Source organism: Pseudomonas sp. W17 (genome assembly GCF_040268305.1).
Classification (GTDB): domain Bacteria; phylum Pseudomonadota; class Gammaproteobacteria; order Pseudomonadales; family Pseudomonadaceae; genus Aquipseudomonas; species Aquipseudomonas protegens.
The window spans coordinates 2,884,694-2,900,462 of the sequence record NZ_CP158490.1 but is presented as its reverse complement, the minus strand read 5'-3'; the positions used below and the strand labels follow the sequence as shown (position 1 = coordinate 2,900,462).

Below are 15,769 nucleotides of genomic sequence, written 5' to 3'. Positions count from 1 at the left end.
TGAAACAGGAGTAGCAACATATGGGTTTTCTCGCTGGGAAGCGTGTCCTGATCGTTGGTGTCGCCAGCAAGCTGTCGATCGCCTCCGGCATCGCTGCCGCCATGCATCGTGAAGGCGCCGAGCTGGCCTTCACTTATCAGAACGAAAAACTCAAGGGCCGGGTCGAGGAGTTCGCCGCAGGCTGGGGCTCCAGCGCCGAGCTGTGCTTCCCTTGCGATGTGGCCAGTGACGAGCAGATCGCCCAGGTCTTCACCGCGCTGGGTAAAAAATGGGACGGCCTGGACTGCATCGTCCACTCCGTGGGCTTCGCCCCTGGCGACCAGCTCGAAGGCGACTTCACCGATGCCACCACCCGCGAGGGCTTTCGCATTGCCCACGACATCAGCGCCTACAGCTTCGTGGCCCTGGCCAAGGCCGGTCGGGAAATGATGAAGGGCCGCAACGGCAGCCTGCTGACCCTGTCCTACCTGGGCGCCGAACGCACCATGCCCAACTACAACGTGATGGGCATGGCCAAGGCCTCCCTGGAAGCCGGCGTGCGCTACCTGGCCGGTTCCCTGGGCCCGGAGGGCACCCGGGTCAACGCCGTTTCCGCCGGCCCGATCCGCACCCTGGCCGCCTCGGGGATCAAGAACTTCCGCAAGATGCTGGCGGCCAACGAGGCGCAAACCCCGCTGCGGCGCAACGTCACCATCGAAGAAGTCGGCAACGCCGGCGCCTTCCTCTGCTCGGACCTGGCCTCGGGTATCAGCGGCGAGATCATGTACGTGGACGGCGGTTTCAACACCACCGCCATGGGTAACCTCGACGAGTGATCTGCGGCGGTGGCGAGGGGGCTTGCGCCCTCGCCACCCTGCCCCTTCCTGCTCATTGGAAAGGCCAAACATGAAGCTGTGCTATCTGTTGCTCGTGCTGTTTCTAGCCGGCTGCGACAACACCCAAGATACCGCCTCGAATAAAGCCCGGAGCAGCGTCGCACGCCTGCACATCCCCTTGGGCACACCGGTTGCCGAGTTCCTGGAAAAGAGCCCGGTGAGCTTTACCGCCGACTGCCTGGATGCGGTCAACCTATGTTGGTATGAGGCGGATCGTCAGGGAGCACTCCTTGACCTGAGCCTGGCCCAGCCCGAGGGCACGCTTGAACTGGATCAGGTGGCCGGGCTGCTGATTGCCGTTGATGGCAAGACCTCAAACACCATCCAGGCATTGAACATCGACCTTCGCGGGCTGCCGGACAACAGCACTCACAAGGCCAACAAGGCGCTTGTCTATAACCTTCTCAGGACGTTGAAGAACGCTGGATGGCAAAAATACTACTTCCCTTCCGACCCCCGAATAGCCGCTGGCGAGTTGCACAAGCTGGACTGGAAGGAAAGCCTCCTGGGTACCCAGCCACTCAGCCACCCGCTGTTCGATGCCAACCATGAGATGAGCCTTGAGCAGTGGCTGGGCAACAACATGTTCTATGACTGGTATCTCTATCACGGCAACTACATTGCGCATGTCCGAGCCCTGCGCTACGACTCGAAAAGCGCCCCCCTGCAAAGCGCTGTCTACCTGATAAGCCTGAACCTGATGTCCCTGGACACGTTCTGGACCCGCGACTTTGCAGAGGCACAAAGAGCCCAATGGAGAACCCTGTTCCCTGCGCATTTGAAAGAACGGCTGCAACGTCGCTCAGAAGTTGAAAGCCGGGCCAGGGCGGCCGGGGTCGACATCGAGGAAAGCTATAGCCCACCGCTGATGGAGCGCGGCCAATAGCGCCCTGCCACTGACGCCCTTCCCTGCCCCGCGTCACCGGGCAGGGCTTGGCGGCAGCAACCCTCAGCGAGCCCGCTTGCTCGCCTGCTTGTGCAGGTACATGGCCTTGTCGGCGTCCGCCAGCAACGCCTCGATGTCGGGATGGCGTCCGGCGTCGTATTCGATCTGGCCGACGCTGAAGCGGATGTCATAACCCCGCTTCAAGGTGGCATTGCGCTCGTCGAGAATCTCCCGCAGGCGCGCCATGATCGCCGAAGTCTCGACATGGTCGGCAGCGGTCAGCAGGGCCACGAATTCATCGCCCCCCAGGCGGCCGATCACGTCGCTCTCGCGAAAGGCGATGCGCAGCACGTCGGCGAAGGTCTTCAGGGCGCCGTCGCCTTCGGCATGGCCGTAGGTGTCATTGATCTGCTTGAAGTCGTTGAGGTCGAAGAACAGCAGGGTCGCCGGTTTTTCCAGGCGCTTGCACACCCCCAGGGCATGCCGGGCCAGGGCCTCGAAGCCGCGGCGATTGGACAGCAGGGTCAGCTCGTCCATGCTGGCCATCTGCACTGCCGCCAGTTCCTGCTCGGCCATGCGCGCCAGGTCCCGTAGCAGTGCCCTATCCTCGTCGTCCAGGTCGCGGGGCTTGATGTCGATCAGGCACAGAGTGCCGAGCTTGCTGCCATTGGTCACCGTCAGCGGGCAACCGGCATAGAAGCGGATGCCCGGGGCCCCTACCACCAGCGGGTTGTCGTGGAAGCGTTCGTCCAGGCCGGCGTCGGGCACGGTGAGGATCTGGTCGCCGAGGATCGCGTGGCCACAGAAGGAAATGTCCCGCGAGGTTTCGCTGACGTCGAGCCCCACGCAGGACTTGAACCATTGCCGGTCGGCATCCACCAGGCTGACCAGGGCAATGGGCACGTTGAACAGACGCTTGGCCAGCCGGGTCAGGCGGTCGAAACGCTCCTCCGGTGAGGTGTCGAGCACATTCAGCTCCCGCAGGGTCTGGATTCTCAAGGCCTCATTGTTGGGTTTGCTGGGATACAACATCGCTGACTCCATTCGCGGCTAAGATTCCAAGCGTAGTCCAGAATAACGACGGCTTATCATCTAAAGCGGCGCGGCAGGAGCCAGTGGGCAGGTGGCCCTCACAACCGGGGGGTCAACAGAATCCTCCCGTAGCCAGCCACGAACACGGCAAACGCCAGGCCTGCCAGCAGCGCTGAAAGGCCCAGCCCCAGGCTGCTGAACGGCACCAGCAGGACCCGGCACAGGGCCGCCAGGAACAGCAGCGCAAAGCCACCGGCCATGGCCCGCGAAGCCTGCAGGGGCCGGCCACTGTGGCCGAGGCTGACCCGCGCCACCATGCCCAGCACCAGCCCGCCCAGGCCACCCACCGCCAGGGCATGGGTCACCAGGCTCTGGGGTATCGACCAGCCCAGGTGCCAGAGGGCCATGCCCAGGGTTGCCAGGGCCAGCCACCCGTAGGCCAGGTACAGCGACCAGAGCAGCGGCACCCGCCACACCCCCGGCCGGTGCCAGCGCCACAAGCGCCAGCCTTGCAGCCCCGCCAGCAGGGCGAACAGCGGCGCCAGCCACCCGCGGGGAGCGTCACCGCCGCCCAGGGCCATGGACAAAGCGGCCAGCAGGCTGCCCACCAGCAACACCCGGGTCGGCCAGGGCGATGTCGGCGCCTGGGGGGGCAGTTGCAGCCCGCGCTGGATGAAGAAGGGAATCACCCGGCCGCCGATCACCGTCATCAGGGTCGCCACCAGCCACAAGGCGCCCAGTTCGCCGCGCCGCTGCCAGCTGTCCTGGTGTTCCAACAGGCCCCACAGGGTCAGCCCCTGAAACAGCGCCAACAGCCCCAGTACCAGGACCATGGGGTAGTTCTCGCGCTTGCCGGCGCACCACAGCTCGCGCCCGATCACCGCCGCCAGCAACGGCATGAACGCCAGTTGCACCACAACGAACAGCGCGCCCGGCAGCGGCAGCCACCAGGCCAGGCGCCCCGCCAGCCACAGCAGCCACAGCAACAGCAACGGCGTACGGCTCAGGCCCGGGCGGCCGGTCCAGTTGGCCACCGCCGTCAGCAGGAAGCCGGCAACGATCGCCACGGCAAAGCCGAAGAGCATTTCGTGACGGTGCCAGGCCAGCATCCCGGCCACCGGTTGCAGGCCCGCCAGCGCACCGTGCAGCCACAGGCCCCACCCCAACAGGGCAAGGCAGGCAAAGCCGGCGCCGGCGAGGAAGAACGGACGGAACCCCAGGCTCCAGAGGGGCTGGCCGGTCCAGCGGTGCCAGGCTTCAGGCAAAGACACAGGCAGCCCTCCCCTGGCACTGGGCCATGCGCCGCTGGGCCAGCAGGCGCATGACATAACCGATCTTCAACAGGGTCGGCCCGATAATCACCAGGCTGTGCATCAGCACCAGGGTGGCGATAGGCAAATGGCCGGAATGGACATAGGCGGCGTACACCCCCAGGCCCAGCAACAGGCTGCCCGACCACAGCAACGCATTGGACAGGTGCAGTACATGCAGCGGCGAATCGAAGTAACGGCTCATTTCGACAACTCCTCGAACACACAATGGCATGACTGGCCCTTCACGTTTCATGCCAGTGCGCAGAGCCCGTGAAACCGGGCCCCTGCCACCTCAAGAGTCTTTATGACCAGATAAAGAAGAAGTCATAAAGACCGCCAATGCAGTCAATATGACTGCATTTTTCCCCGCTGCCCTTTTTCGCCGGCAAAAGTAGATTGCTCCCCTTGAGCCAATCCCCTCTCTGCAGGAGCAAGCTTGCTCGCGATGCATCGGAAAACGCCGCGCACTTCCTGTACACCCGCGTTATCGTTGACGCCCATCGCGAGCTCGCTCGCTCCCATACAAGGATGTCGCCGATGCCCGAAGCTTCCTCCCCCGCATCCGAAAAGAGCCTGTCACGCCTGTTGCTGGAGTTGCTCTGGCAGTTGGCCGCCCTGCTCATCCCAATCTTCTTCGTCACCCTGCTGCCGCCCCCGGCGGCCCTGGGGGTGTTGCTCGGCTGCGCAGCGGCGATGACCCTGGCGGCGCGCCTGGGCTGGCCTAAAACCGCCCGCGGCCTGGCGCGGCTGATGATCAGCGCCGCGTTCGGCCTGGGCTTCAGCCTGGGACGGTCCCTGCCGGCCTACTGGGATATCGCCGCCGCCTTCACCAGCATCTTTGCCGGGCTGGCAGCGGTCAGCCACCTGGAACGCCGCCTGGGGCTGGTGCAGCCGAGCCCCACACCGATCAGCGCCTGGGGCGGCAACGAACCGCAACAGACCCCGGAGGGCCTGCCGATCCGGGTGTTCAACCACGGCGAGATCGCCATGGGCGGGCCCACCTATTGCGACTACCTGTTCCCCGATGGGGTGCTGCTGCAAGGGCTGGGGTCCTCGGCAAGGTTTTCCAGTGACGGGCGCTACTTCGCCGCGCCGCTGCCTTCCAGGCAACACTGGGGGCTGGCCATCCTCGACCGTGAACAGCGCCGCCTGTACCGCTGCAACCGGGAGCAGTTCTGGGAGCTGGATGCCTTCAGCGCCGACACCCTCAGCGGCCGCCACAGCCCGCTGGTGGACAATGGCCAGCACCAGGCCAGCCTGAACAGCCTGCTGCAGGAGGCCGAATGCGTCGAACTGGTGGCGGTAGCCGATCTCTGGCTGGAGCCGGGCCAGTGGCTGGAGGCCCTGGCTCGCCAGGATTTCGAAGAAAGCGCACCCCACGGCAGCCACCGGTTGCACGCCAGCCTGGCGCTGCCGGCCAGCCTCAGGGCCCTGGAGCAACCCCTGGCCCCCCTGCGCACGCCGCCCTATCGCATAAGCATCGACGGCCAGCCCAGCGGCTTGCTGCTGCGGGCGGACGCACCCCGCATCTGGCGCGACGACGGCCAGGCCCTGGCCTGCATCGCCCACGAGCAGGCGCAGCCTGAGGCCGCGTGCTGCTGGCTGTGGCAGGCCGACAAGGGCTGGCGGGCATTGCCCGCACCCTGGGTCGCCAGCCATGCAGAACCATCCTTCTACCCTGGCCCGCTGCTCAGCCTGGACCGCCACTGGCTGGGCTACAGCGCATACCTGGACCTGGCCGAGGCGGACCACGGGCGCTACGGCTATCGCTTGCACAGTACCCACAGCGACAGCGAAACCGGCGTCGGCCACGACCGGCAAGGCTGCCTGCAAGTGGCGCCGCTGCCGCTGACCCGCACCCAGTTGCTGCAGCCCCTGGACGGCAGCGGGGCCCGGGGCGAAAGCCGGATCCAGTCTCAGCCCCTGCTGGGCGAGCAGCGCGCGCTGTTCAGCTGGCTGACGGACAACCCCCGGGGTCTGGGCGCCTACCGATGCCAGATCGGCACCTGGCAACTGCCCGGATGCTGGTTGCTGGACCATCGGGTTTCCGATTGCCAGCGCTACCTGGCCCTGCTGCCCTGGAGCGAGACCCTGGAGCTGGCCCCCCAGGTGGTGGTGGCGGACCTGCAACAGCAGCGCCTGATCTACAGCCCGGCACTGCTGGCGGCGCGCCTGCTGGACTTTCGCCAGGGCCGCCTGAGCCTGGCCGTGCTGGTCGGGCGCCTCGACCCGGACCACGCCAGCAGCCCGCTGCAACGCTTCAACCGGCCGGCGCCCGCACCTGAACACGCCGCGGCGTTCTGCACAGAAGGCCCGGCCTCGCAGCCCTGTTATGAGCGCCAGGACTGGCAGGTGATCGATGACCAATTGCAACCCGTGGCGCCCTGGCGCCTGGTGGATCGGCCTCAGGCCGCGGTCGCCGAGGGTGACTTTATCCAGCCTGCCCCCGATGGCCGCGACGCCGCGTGGCTGTTTGGCAGCGAAACCGAGTACGCCGACAGCTGGCTGCGGGAAACCAGCCCGCGGCTCGGCGGCCACCTGCTCACCGCCTCCGGCTGTGCAGTAGGCGATCTGGCCCCGTCGCTGATCTGGTCCACCGACGCCCGCTACCTGGCCTTGACCCGGCTCCGGCTCGGCGCCGGCGACCCGCAGCAGGGCTACCGCGCCTGGCAGTTGCTGCTGCTCGATGTCCAGGAACGCAGCCTGCGCATCGCCCCCGACTGGCTGCGCCACCGCCCGCTGTTCCAGCACTTCGATGCCCGGGGCCTGGCGCTGCAGCTGTTCGAGCGGGATTGGCAGGCGGCGGACGATCCCGATCCGGGCCACAGCCTGGAGTGGGCACTGGAGGACCTGTTGCGCCTGCCCGCCGAACCTTTGCGTGAATATCAGGGGCTGTGGCTGAGCGCCGCCGACTGGCCCCAGGCCCGGGCGTGGCAGGCGCTGCGCCGCCCGGCGCACCCGGCCTTGCGCGCCGGGGCTTGAGCTCCGGGGGTCAATCGGCCTTCAGTGCCTGGGCGTCCCGCGCGCGCTGGCTGACGAAACCGGGGATCTGCTCCCCGGGCAGGGATTTGCTGTAGTACCAGCCCTGGATGGTCAGCTCGGCACTCGATTGCAGGAAATCCAGCTGCTCGCGGGTTTCCACCCCTTCCACCACCACTTTGAGCTTGAGGGTTTCGCAAAAACGCAGCAGGCCGTTCAACACCTGGGCGCCCTTGGGCTCACGCTGGGCGAGGACAAAGCTGCGGTCGATCTTGATCCCGTCCACCGGGAACTGGTGCAGGTAGCTCAGGGCGGAAAAGCCGGTGCCGAAGTCATCGATATAGACCCGGGCGCCTAGCGCATGGAGCTTGACGATCCATTGCTGAGTCAGCAGCGCATCGCCCACCAGGGCATCCTCGGTAATCTCCACCGACACCTGGCCCTGGGCCCGGGCCAGAATCTCCAGCAGGCGCTGGCCATGTTCTCGGGAGGCCAGGGTGGCGCTGGAGATATTGATGGTGATGGGCAGCTCGAAGCCGACCTTGCGCCACGCCAGGTGCTGGCGCACCGCCTGGGACGCCACCCAGAAATCCACCTCGGGCATCAGCTTGGCCTGGCTCAGCCACTGCAGCAGTTCCCAGGGCGACTGCACCTTGCCCTCAAGGTCACGGGCGCGGATCAGCGCTTCGCAACCGCTGCACAAGCCGCTGTCCTTGATCACCTGGGGCTGATACTCCAAGTGGAAGTCGTAGTCGCTCAACTGCTGGATACGGGCCAGCTGCAATGACTGCTGGGCGGCCTGCTGGTAGGACGCCACCATCGGATCCAGCTCGAACAGCCGGCCCCGCTCCTCCAGGCCATGGAAGGTGGTGTCGAAGGTTTTCAGGTAGACCTGGGCACTTTGCTCGCCCTGGCGCTGGATACTGCGCACATAGGGCATGTAGATCAGGATGCCGACCCCCAGCAGCAGCCCTTGCAGCAGCACCGCGCCCCAGTCGCCCTGGGTGCTGAGGTAGGCATTGAGCAGCACCGGCGAGGTAAAGGGCAGGCTCACCAGCGCCGGGCTCACCCACCCCAGTTGCACCACCAGCAGCGCCAGGCAGGCATTGACCATCGGCACCAGCATGAACGGTACCAGCAGGCGCGGGTTGAGGATGATCGGCACACCGAACAGCAGCAGTTCGTTGACGTTGAACAGCGACAGCGCCAGGCTCGCCAAGGCCAGCAGACGCATGGAGCGGTTGCGCGAGAAACCGAGGATCGCCAGCACCAGCGCCAGGGAACCGCCAGAGCCGCCAATGAAGGCAAAGCAGCCCAGCAGGCCGCTGTTCAAGGCATAGCGCAATGGCCGGCCAGCGGCCTGATCCGCGGCGTTGAGCGTCACGGCCTGGTCCATCACATCCATCAGCGGCTGCATGGCATGGGCGCCATGAATGCCGAAGAACCACAGCAGCGAATTGGTCGAGGTCAGGAAGATCGCGTTGAGGTAGGGGTTGTCCAGGTCGTCGATATCGATCGGCCGCTCGACGTAGGCAAAATCATGGAACTGCAGCAGCAGTTGCAACACGCAGACCAGCACCAAAGAGGTCACCATCCCCGGCAGCACCATGTTGATGGTGCCCTTGAGGTTGTGCCCCACCAGCCCCTCGTCCACCAGCCGGGTCCAGCGCTGGCGGTGCAGCCGGGCCATCAGCGGCACATTGACCAGGGGCGAGGCAATGGCGATGAACAGCACGAAGGTCGCCGCCGCCCGCGGATAGTCGCGCAGCAGGTAGATGGCGATCACCACATGGGACAGGCAGAGGAAGGCCACCGGCAGTTGGGGCAGGCGGTATTTGATCGCCAGCATGTAGCCGATGGACGCCGCCACCAGCAGGGGAATGATCGAACTGATGCGGTTGTGCAGGCCGGTCAGCAGCTCCACCAATGCTGGCGGCGCACCCAACGCCTGGGCGCACTGGCCGAGGATCAGCAGCAGCGCCGAGACCAGCAGGCACGGCAGCAGCCACAACAGGCCTTCGCGGATCGAGCGTAATGACTCGGCACCCGCCAGGAGTGCCAGACGATGGGTGAAAAACAGCTTGAACCCCACGTTTCGCATAAGCCCCGCCCCTTTGCCGCTGCGCGTCCGATACCCCCCGGACGTTGCCGCCCGCCCCATGGATACGCAATGCAGCGCCAGGCCATGACAAGCGAATACCGGCGAAGATACCACTGAAGAAACCCCATTCAGCAAGCACTGAATGGCCCCGATCCCAGTCTTTTATCGTCCTGTTCCCGCCAGGCTTGACTGCCTGCGCGGCCACCCGCTCAAGCACGGTCGATTGCGCCAGGGCGCGGCGATATCGTTTGCAGGGGTCGATGGCTTTTGCTTTAATCGCGATCAATTCCCATTTACAACCAGATCGCCAGCGGACACGCCTCCTTGCCCTCCACGCCTCTCGCCAGCCCGGACTCGGTCCACAGCCTCTACGATGCCCATCACCGCTGGCTCTACGAGTTGTTGCGCCGGCGCCTGAATCACGCCTGGGACGCTGCCGACCTGGCCCACGACATCTTTGTCCGGGTGCTCAAGCGCCCGCCGGTGCTGCGTGACGAGGTCCACCAGCGTTCCTACCTGGCCACCGTGGCCCGGGGCCTGTGCATCGACCACTGGCGGCGCCGGCAACTGGAGCAGGCCTGGCTGCAGGCGCTGGCTGCACGCCCGCAGGCGGTGCAACCCTCGGCGGAGCAGCAGGCAATCATTGTCGAGACCCTGTACGAAGTGGACGCCATGCTCAGCCGCCTGCCGGCCAAGGTGCGCTCGGCCTTCATCCTCGCTCAACTGCACGGCCGGCCCTACCAGGCCATCGCCGATGAGCTGGGGGTATCGGAGCGCATGGTGAAGAAGTACCTGGCCCAGGCCCTGCTGCATTGCGCACTGCTGGAGGCCGAACTCGACGGCCTGCTGGTGGACTGAACCATGGACCCTCGACCCGGCGGCCGGCTCAGCCACGCCTGCCTGCAACAGGCCGCGCACTGGTACGTGCAACTGCAGGACCAGGGCAGCAGCGACGAACAGCGTCGCCAGTGGCGGGACTGGTTCGAGCAGAGCGCGGAACACCGCCAGGCCTGGAGCTATGTCGAGCGGGTCAGCCAGCGCCTGCTGCCATTGCAGGAGGCCAACACCCGCCCATCCGCCAGCCGCGCCCTGAGCGCCGCCCGACGTCCGGCCCTGGCACGGCGCCAGGTGCTCGGTGCACTGCTGCTGGCTGGCCTGGGCTGGGGCACCTGGCGCAACAGCCCGCTGCCCCAGGCCCTGAGCCGCTGGCGTGCCGACTACGCCACCGGCACCGGGGAAGTCCGCGACACGCTGCTCAGCGACGGTACGCGCCTGTGGCTCAATGCCCTGAGCGCGGTGGATGTGCGCTACAGCACCGAGCAGCGGCTGCTGGCGTTGCACCTGGGGGAGATCCTCATCGACACCGCCAAGGACCCGCAGCGGCCATTCCTGGTGCAGACCGATCACGGCCGCCTGCGCGCCCTGGGCACGCGCTTCAGCGTGCGCTGCGGCGCCAGCGACAGCCTGCTCAACGTCTACGCCGGCGCGGTGGAGGTACGCAGCGCCAGTGGCTTGCAGGTGCAGGTGGTGAATGCCGGCCAGCAGCTGCGCTTCGATGGCCGCACTCTGGGGCCGCTGCAAGCCGCCAGTGCCGCCCGCGAAGCCTGGAGCCACGGCCTGTTGCTGGCCGACAACCTGCCCCTGGAGCAACTGCTGGAGGAACTGGGGCGCTATCGCAACGGCCACCTGGGTTGCGACCCGGCCATCGCCCAACTGCCGGTGATGGGCTCTTTCCCCTTGCACGACTCCGACCAGGCCCTAGCCCTGCTGGAAGCGGCGTTGCCGGTGCGGGTCAAGCGCCTGGCGTCCTGGTGGGTGACCCTGGAGCCACGTACCTGAAGCCGGAAAACTTTTTTTCACCTGGCAGGTTCCCTTTTTCCGACGCCCTTCGGTTAACCCGGTAACAGTCCTCACATTGCCGACCCACAAGGGAACCCCATGCCATCACCCCGTCGTTCGCGCCTGCCCTTTCATACCCTGCCTCTGTGCACCGCACTACTGTGCGGCGCCGCTCCCTGGGCCCACGCCGCTGCCGATGCGGGCCAGAACCAGCCCCAGGCTGAACGGCGCAGCTACAGCATCGGCCCCGGGCCGCTGGTCACGGTGCTCAACCGCTTCGCCGAGCAGAGCGCGGTGTTCATTGCCGGGCACAACGACTTGGCCGCCGGCAAGCAGAGCCCCGGCCTGAACGGCCGCTACAGCGTCCCAGAGGCCCTGCAACTGCTGCTGGCGAACTCCGGGCTGCAAGCCCAGGCGGTCAGCGGCGGCTATGTGCTCAAGGCACTTCCCGCCACCAGCGGCCCGCTGCAACTGGGCACCACGCAGATTTCCGCCCAGGGCCTGGGCAGCGTCACCGAAGGCAGCCAGAGCTACACCACCGGGGCCAGCGCCTCGGCCACCGGCCTCAACCTGTCGCTGCGCGAAACCCCGCAAACGGTGACGGTGATCACCCGCCAACAGATGGACGACCAGGGCGCCACCAGCATCGCCGACACCCTGCGCCGGGCCCCCGGGGTCAGCGTGCAGAACTACGACAGCGAGCGCTGGGAGTTCTCCAGCCGCGGCTTGCCCATCACCAACTTCCAGTACGACGGGGTCAACGCCACCTACGACGGGGTCTACGACTACGGCACCACCAGCACCGACATGGCGACCTTCGACCGGGTGGAAATCATCAAGGGCGCCACCGGCCTGATGACCGGCTCCGGTGACCCGTCGGCCACCGTCAACCTGATCCGCAAGCGGCCGACCAAGGAGTTCAAGGCCTCGGTCACCGGCACCGTCGGTTCCTGGGACAACTACCGCAGCGAAGGGGACATTTCCGGCCCGCTGACCGAAACCGGCAACCTGCGCGGGCGCTTTGTCGGGGTCTACCAGGACCGCAGCTCCTACCTCGACCACTACCAGAACACCAAGGACATCGCCTACGGCGTGCTGGAGGCCGACCTGACCCCCGACACTCTGCTGACCCTCGGCCTGGACCAGCAGAACACCCGCTCCCGGGGCGCCACCTGGACCGGTTTCCCGATGTACTTCAGCAACGGCTCGCGGACCCACTTCTCCCGCTCGTTCAACCCGGCCACCGACTGGAGCCGCCGCGACTTCAAGAACCAGACCCTGTTCACCTCCCTGGAACAGCAACTGGCCAATGACTGGACCCTGAAGGTCAGCTACGACCACCTGCGCCGCCAGCACGACACCCTGCTGGGCTCGGCCAGCGGCGGCAACCCGGACCAGGCCAGCGGCGACGGCATGTTCATGTACATGGGCAAGTTCAAGGGCGACCAGCGCCAGGACAACCTCGACATCAACCTGCACGGCCCCTTCAGCCTGTTCGGCCGCGAGCACGAGCTGATCGCCGGCTTCATGCTGATGAACGCCAGACAGGACATCCCGGTCCACGGTTCGGTGTACCCGCCAGTGGGCGGCAGCATCTACGACTGGCGCGGCGAGTTCGCCAAGCCGGACATCCCGAAGATCGGCGACAACGACATCCTCCAGCGCCAGACCGGCGCCTACCTGGCCACCCGCCTCAAGCCCACCGACGACCTGGCGGTGATCCTCGGCACCCGGGTCAGCGACTTCAAGGGCATCGACAACACCCGCTACCTCGACCCCAACAGCCCCGACGCACGCCAGCGCTACCAGCAGACCGGCGTGGTCACCCCCTATGCCGGGCTGGTCTACGACCTCAACGACAGCTACTCGCTGTACACCAGCTACACCAGCATCTACCAGCCGCAGATGAGCAAGGACGTCGACGGCAAGATCCTCGACCCGGTGCAGGGCGACAGCTACGAAGCCGGGATCAAGGCCGAGTACCTGGATGGCCGGGTCAACGCCAGCTTCGCGGTGTTCCACACCGAGCAGGACAACGTCGCGCAACTGGTGGACGGCTGGGGCATCGACGCCATCTACCGCCCGACCAAAGGCGCGACCACCAAGGGTTTCGAGGTCGAGGTGGCTGGCGAGCTTAGCGAAGGCTGGAACCTGTCGGCCGGCTACAGCTACAACCACACCCGCGACGCCAATCACGACTACGTCTACGGCTCGGTGCTGCAGAGCACCGAACCGCAGCAGGTGGCGCGGCTGTTCAGCACCTACCGCCTGCCCGGCGCCTGGGACCGCCTGACGGTGGGCGGCGGGGTCAACTGGCAGAGCCAGTTCTTCGGCAAGGTGTACCAGCCCGACCCGAGCGATACGGTCAATGGCGGGCATGACTCGCGCATCACCCAGGACGGCTACTTCCTGGTGGATGCCATGGCCCGCTACCAGTTCAGCCAGCACCTGAGCTCGACCCTGAACGTGAAGAACCTCTTCGACAAGAAGTACTACACCGGTATCGGCAACTTCAGCACCGGCTTCTACGGCGAGCCGCGCAGCCTGCAACTGGCCACCCGCTGGGACTTCTAGCCCCGCGCCGATCCACGGTAGCCCGCTCCGGCTGCGGGTTGACTACGCTTGTGCGAGCGTGCTCAACCCGCAGAGGAGCGCCCCCATGCAACGCATCCAGACCATCACCCCGTGCCTGTGGTTCGACCATCAGGCCCACGAGGCCGCACAGTTCTACTGCTCGATCTTCGAGCACTCGCGCATCACCCACGTCAGCCACTACGGCAAGGCCGGCTTCGAGTTCCATGGCCGCGCCGAAGGCTCGGTGATGAACGTGGCGTTCGAGCTTGACGGCCAGGGCTTCAGTGCCCTCAACGGCGGCCCGGCGTTCACCTTCAACGAAGCGGTGTCGCTGCAAGTGCACTGCCGCACCCAGGCCGAACTCGACCACTACTGGAATGCCCTGGGGTTTGGCGGCCCGAAACAGGCCCAGCAATGCGGCTGGCTCAAGGACCGCTTCGGGCTGTCCTGGCAGATCGTGCCGCAGACGCTCGCGCAGATGATGTGCGACCCCGACCCGGCCCGTTCCGAGCGAGTGATGCAGGCCCTGCTGGGGATGAAAAAACTCGATATCGCGACGCTGCAACGCGCCTTCGACGCGCGAAGCTAATACACTCGTGGCCGGTCCTTGAGCGATGGATATGGCCTTGACGAAAACCGCCCCGCCCTCTGCAGACGCCCCCCTCTTCTGGCGCGATGCGGCCCTGCCCTTCATCGAGGCCCGCTCCATCGCCGACGGGCGCAAGGTCTGCTATTGCGCTCATGCCCATGAGCAGTTCTCCATCGGCTGCATCACCGCAGGTGTCAGTACCTACGTCAGCGAGCAGACGCAAAGGCAGGTGGGCGCCGGCACCGTGGTGCTGATGAACCCCGGGGTGGTCCACGCCTGCAACCCCATCGACGACCAGCCCTGGTCGTACCGCATGCTGTACGTCGACACGCCCTGGCTGACCCGCCTGCAACGTGAACTGGGCGTGAGCCCCGAGTTGCAGTTCCAGCCCTTCGAAGAAACCAGCAGCGACGACCCGCAACTCTTCGCCGACCTCGAGCAGCTGTACCACGCCCTCGTGGACCCACAGGCCGAGACGCTGCACAAGCACAGCTGCGTGGTGGCGTTCTTCAGCGAGCTGCAACAGCGCCTGAACCCAGCCAAGACCCCGCCCCGGGAGAACAACCACAAGCTTGAGCGGGCCGCGCAGTTCATCCGCCAGCACTGTACCGAGCCCCTGGACCTGGAACAGATCTGCCAGGCTGCGCAGCTTTCGGCCTCCTACCTGATCCGCGCCTTCAAGCAGCAGTACGGCATGGCGCCCCATGCCTACCTGGTCAACCGGCGGGTGCAGTTCGCCCAGGCCCGCCTACGCCAGGGCGTGCCGATCGCCGAGGTGGCGCAGGCCGCGGGCTTCGCCGATCAGGCGCACTTGCAGCGCGCGTTCAAGCAGCATCTGGGGGCCACCCCGGGCCAGTACCAGGGGCCGCGACGGGCCAGGCGCGGCGAACCCCAGGCCCACTGACGCCCAGTTGCATTCAAAGCAGCAGGCAGGCCGCGCTGATTGCCAGCAAGGCGGCCATGGCCCGGTTGAACAGGCGCATGCCCGCCGGGTTGCCCAGGTAATGGCGCAAAAAACTGCCGGCATAGGCCCAACAGGCCACCGACAGGTAGCAGATGACCAGGTACACCGCCGCGAACAGCCACACCAGCCGCGCCTCGCCATCGGCGGCGAAGGCCCCCATGCCGGCCACGCAAGCCAGCCAGGCCTTGGGGTTGAGCCACTGCATCAGGGCGCCATACCAGGCCGACGGCGCCCGAGGCTGGCCCTCGGTATCCAGCCGGCCATCGTCCCGGGCCAGCTTCCAGGCCATGTACAGCAGGAAGGCCACGCCGGACAGGCGGATGCCCTGGGTCAGGGCCGGCCACTGGCGCAGCAGTTCGTGCAGCCCCAGGCCGACCAGCACCAGCAACAGGACAAACCCCAGGGTGGCCCCGGCCACATGGCGCAGGCTGGCCCGGAAGCCGAACCGCGCACCGCTGCCCAGGGCGACGATGTTCACCGGCCCCGGGGTAATGGAGGCCGCCAGGGCAAAGGCCGCCATGGAAAACACTACGCTCATCACTTGCCTCTTTGTCTCTGTGGGTTGGAGCCGCACAGACTACGAGGCCGGGGTGAGGCGGTATTGAACAAAACTACCC

The 15,769-nt window shown here is 66.4% G+C and carries 13 protein-coding genes; 8 read left to right on the top strand and 5 right to left on the bottom strand.

Annotation, left to right across the window (positions count from 1 at the left end):
* Positions 1–20: 20 nt before the first annotated feature.
* Positions 21–815, top strand: coding sequence for an enoyl-ACP reductase FabI (gene fabI, locus ABCR88_RS13595; protein ID WP_015635823.1), 795 nt, complete (start codon positions 21–23; stop codon positions 813–815).
* A 70-nt stretch (positions 816–885) separates the two neighbouring features.
* Entirely contained in the window at positions 886–1,761 is an 876-nt protein-coding gene (locus ABCR88_RS13590; protein WP_350404720.1) for a hypothetical protein, read from the top strand.
* A 63-nt stretch (positions 1,762–1,824) separates the two neighbouring features.
* Here the strand turns inward: ABCR88_RS13590 and ABCR88_RS13585 are convergent, their stop codons facing one another.
* The 3 genes from ABCR88_RS13585 to ABCR88_RS13575 form a co-directional block, all read right to left on the bottom strand.
* On the bottom strand, positions 1,825–2,793 hold the full coding sequence (locus tag ABCR88_RS13585) for a sensor domain-containing diguanylate cyclase (RefSeq protein ID WP_125062371.1): 969 nt from the start codon (positions 2,791–2,793) through the stop codon (positions 1,825–1,827).
* A gap of 98 nt (positions 2,794–2,891) precedes the next feature.
* Positions 2,892–4,064 carry an NnrS family protein gene (locus ABCR88_RS13580; protein WP_350404719.1) on the bottom strand — a complete coding sequence of 391 codons (1,173 nt, stop codon included), beginning with the start codon at positions 4,062–4,064 and terminating at the stop codon, positions 2,892–2,894.
* Complete coding sequence (locus ABCR88_RS13575; RefSeq protein WP_041118491.1) at positions 4,051–4,308, bottom strand: hypothetical protein; 258 nt, start codon at positions 4,306–4,308, stop codon at positions 4,051–4,053. The genes ABCR88_RS13580 and ABCR88_RS13575 overlap by 14 nt, the downstream gene beginning before the upstream one ends.
* A gap of 335 nt (positions 4,309–4,643) precedes the next feature.
* On the opposite strand from ABCR88_RS13575, the gene ABCR88_RS13570 reads away from it, so the two are divergent.
* The gene (locus ABCR88_RS13570; protein ID WP_350404718.1) at positions 4,644–7,088 is read left to right on the top strand and encodes a hypothetical protein; all 2,445 of its coding nucleotides are present in this window, start codon (positions 4,644–4,646) and stop codon (positions 7,086–7,088) included.
* A gap of 10 nt (positions 7,089–7,098) precedes the next feature.
* On the opposite strand, the gene ABCR88_RS13565 is transcribed toward ABCR88_RS13570, so the two are convergent.
* Positions 7,099–9,186 carry an EAL domain-containing protein gene (locus ABCR88_RS13565; RefSeq protein ID WP_350404717.1) on the bottom strand — a complete coding sequence of 696 codons (2,088 nt, stop codon included), beginning with the start codon at positions 9,184–9,186 and terminating at the stop codon, positions 7,099–7,101.
* Positions 9,187–9,510: 324 nt separating this feature from the next.
* Between ABCR88_RS13565 and ABCR88_RS13560 the strand changes: the two genes are divergently transcribed.
* The 5 genes from ABCR88_RS13560 to ABCR88_RS13540 all read left to right on the top strand — a co-directional run bounded on the left by ABCR88_RS13560 (position 9,511) and on the right by ABCR88_RS13540 (position 15,092).
* On the top strand, positions 9,511–10,044 hold the full coding sequence (locus ABCR88_RS13560) for a sigma-70 family RNA polymerase sigma factor (protein WP_011061595.1): 534 nt from the start codon (positions 9,511–9,513) through the stop codon (positions 10,042–10,044).
* 3 nt (positions 10,045–10,047) lie between these two features.
* The gene (locus ABCR88_RS13555) at positions 10,048–11,025 is read left to right on the top strand and encodes a FecR domain-containing protein (protein WP_350404716.1); all 978 of its coding nucleotides are present in this window, start codon (positions 10,048–10,050) and stop codon (positions 11,023–11,025) included.
* Positions 11,026–11,124: 99 nt separating this feature from the next.
* The gene (locus ABCR88_RS13550) at positions 11,125–13,599 is read left to right on the top strand and encodes a TonB-dependent siderophore receptor (RefSeq protein ID WP_350404715.1); all 2,475 of its coding nucleotides are present in this window, start codon (positions 11,125–11,127) and stop codon (positions 13,597–13,599) included.
* Positions 13,600–13,684: 85 nt separating this feature from the next.
* Positions 13,685–14,188 (top strand): VOC family protein, encoded by a 504-nt coding sequence (locus ABCR88_RS13545; protein ID WP_015635832.1) that lies wholly within the window; start codon positions 13,685–13,687, stop codon positions 14,186–14,188.
* Between the two features lie 25 nt (positions 14,189–14,213).
* Positions 14,214–15,092, top strand: coding sequence for an AraC family transcriptional regulator (locus ABCR88_RS13540; RefSeq protein WP_015635833.1), 879 nt, complete (start codon positions 14,214–14,216; stop codon positions 15,090–15,092).
* A gap of 13 nt (positions 15,093–15,105) precedes the next feature.
* On the opposite strand, the gene ABCR88_RS13535 is transcribed toward ABCR88_RS13540, so the two are convergent.
* Entirely contained in the window at positions 15,106–15,690 is a 585-nt protein-coding gene (locus ABCR88_RS13535) for a LysE family translocator (protein ID WP_015635834.1), read from the bottom strand.
* Between the last annotated feature and the right edge of the window lie 79 nt (positions 15,691–15,769).

Bases quoted from the DNA above. Each gene is read 5' to 3' on its own strand.
- ABCR88_RS13570 (WP_350404718.1), top strand. From the start codon at position 4,644: ATGCCCGAAGCTTCCTCCCCCGCATCCGAAAAGAGCCTGTCACGCCTG.
- ABCR88_RS13590 (WP_350404720.1), top strand. From the start codon at position 886: ATGAAGCTGTGCTATCTGTTGCTCGTGCTGTTTCTAGCCGGCTGCGAC.
- ABCR88_RS13575 (WP_041118491.1), bottom strand. From the start codon at position 4,308: ATGAGCCGTTACTTCGATTCGCCGCTGCATGTACTGCACCTGTCCAAT.
- ABCR88_RS13585 (WP_125062371.1), bottom strand. From the start codon at position 2,793: ATGTTGTATCCCAGCAAACCCAACAATGAGGCCTTGAGAATCCAGACC.
- fabI (WP_015635823.1), top strand. From the start codon at position 21: ATGGGTTTTCTCGCTGGGAAGCGTGTCCTGATCGTTGGTGTCGCCAGC.
- ABCR88_RS13550 (WP_350404715.1), top strand. From the start codon at position 11,125: ATGCCATCACCCCGTCGTTCGCGCCTGCCCTTTCATACCCTGCCTCTG.
- ABCR88_RS13540 (WP_015635833.1), top strand. From the start codon at position 14,214: ATGGATATGGCCTTGACGAAAACCGCCCCGCCCTCTGCAGACGCCCCC.
- ABCR88_RS13535 (WP_015635834.1), bottom strand. From the start codon at position 15,690: ATGAGCGTAGTGTTTTCCATGGCGGCCTTTGCCCTGGCGGCCTCCATT.
- ABCR88_RS13565 (WP_350404717.1), bottom strand. From the start codon at position 9,186: ATGCGAAACGTGGGGTTCAAGCTGTTTTTCACCCATCGTCTGGCACTC.
- ABCR88_RS13545 (WP_015635832.1), top strand. From the start codon at position 13,685: ATGCAACGCATCCAGACCATCACCCCGTGCCTGTGGTTCGACCATCAG.
- ABCR88_RS13555 (WP_350404716.1), top strand. From the start codon at position 10,048: ATGGACCCTCGACCCGGCGGCCGGCTCAGCCACGCCTGCCTGCAACAG.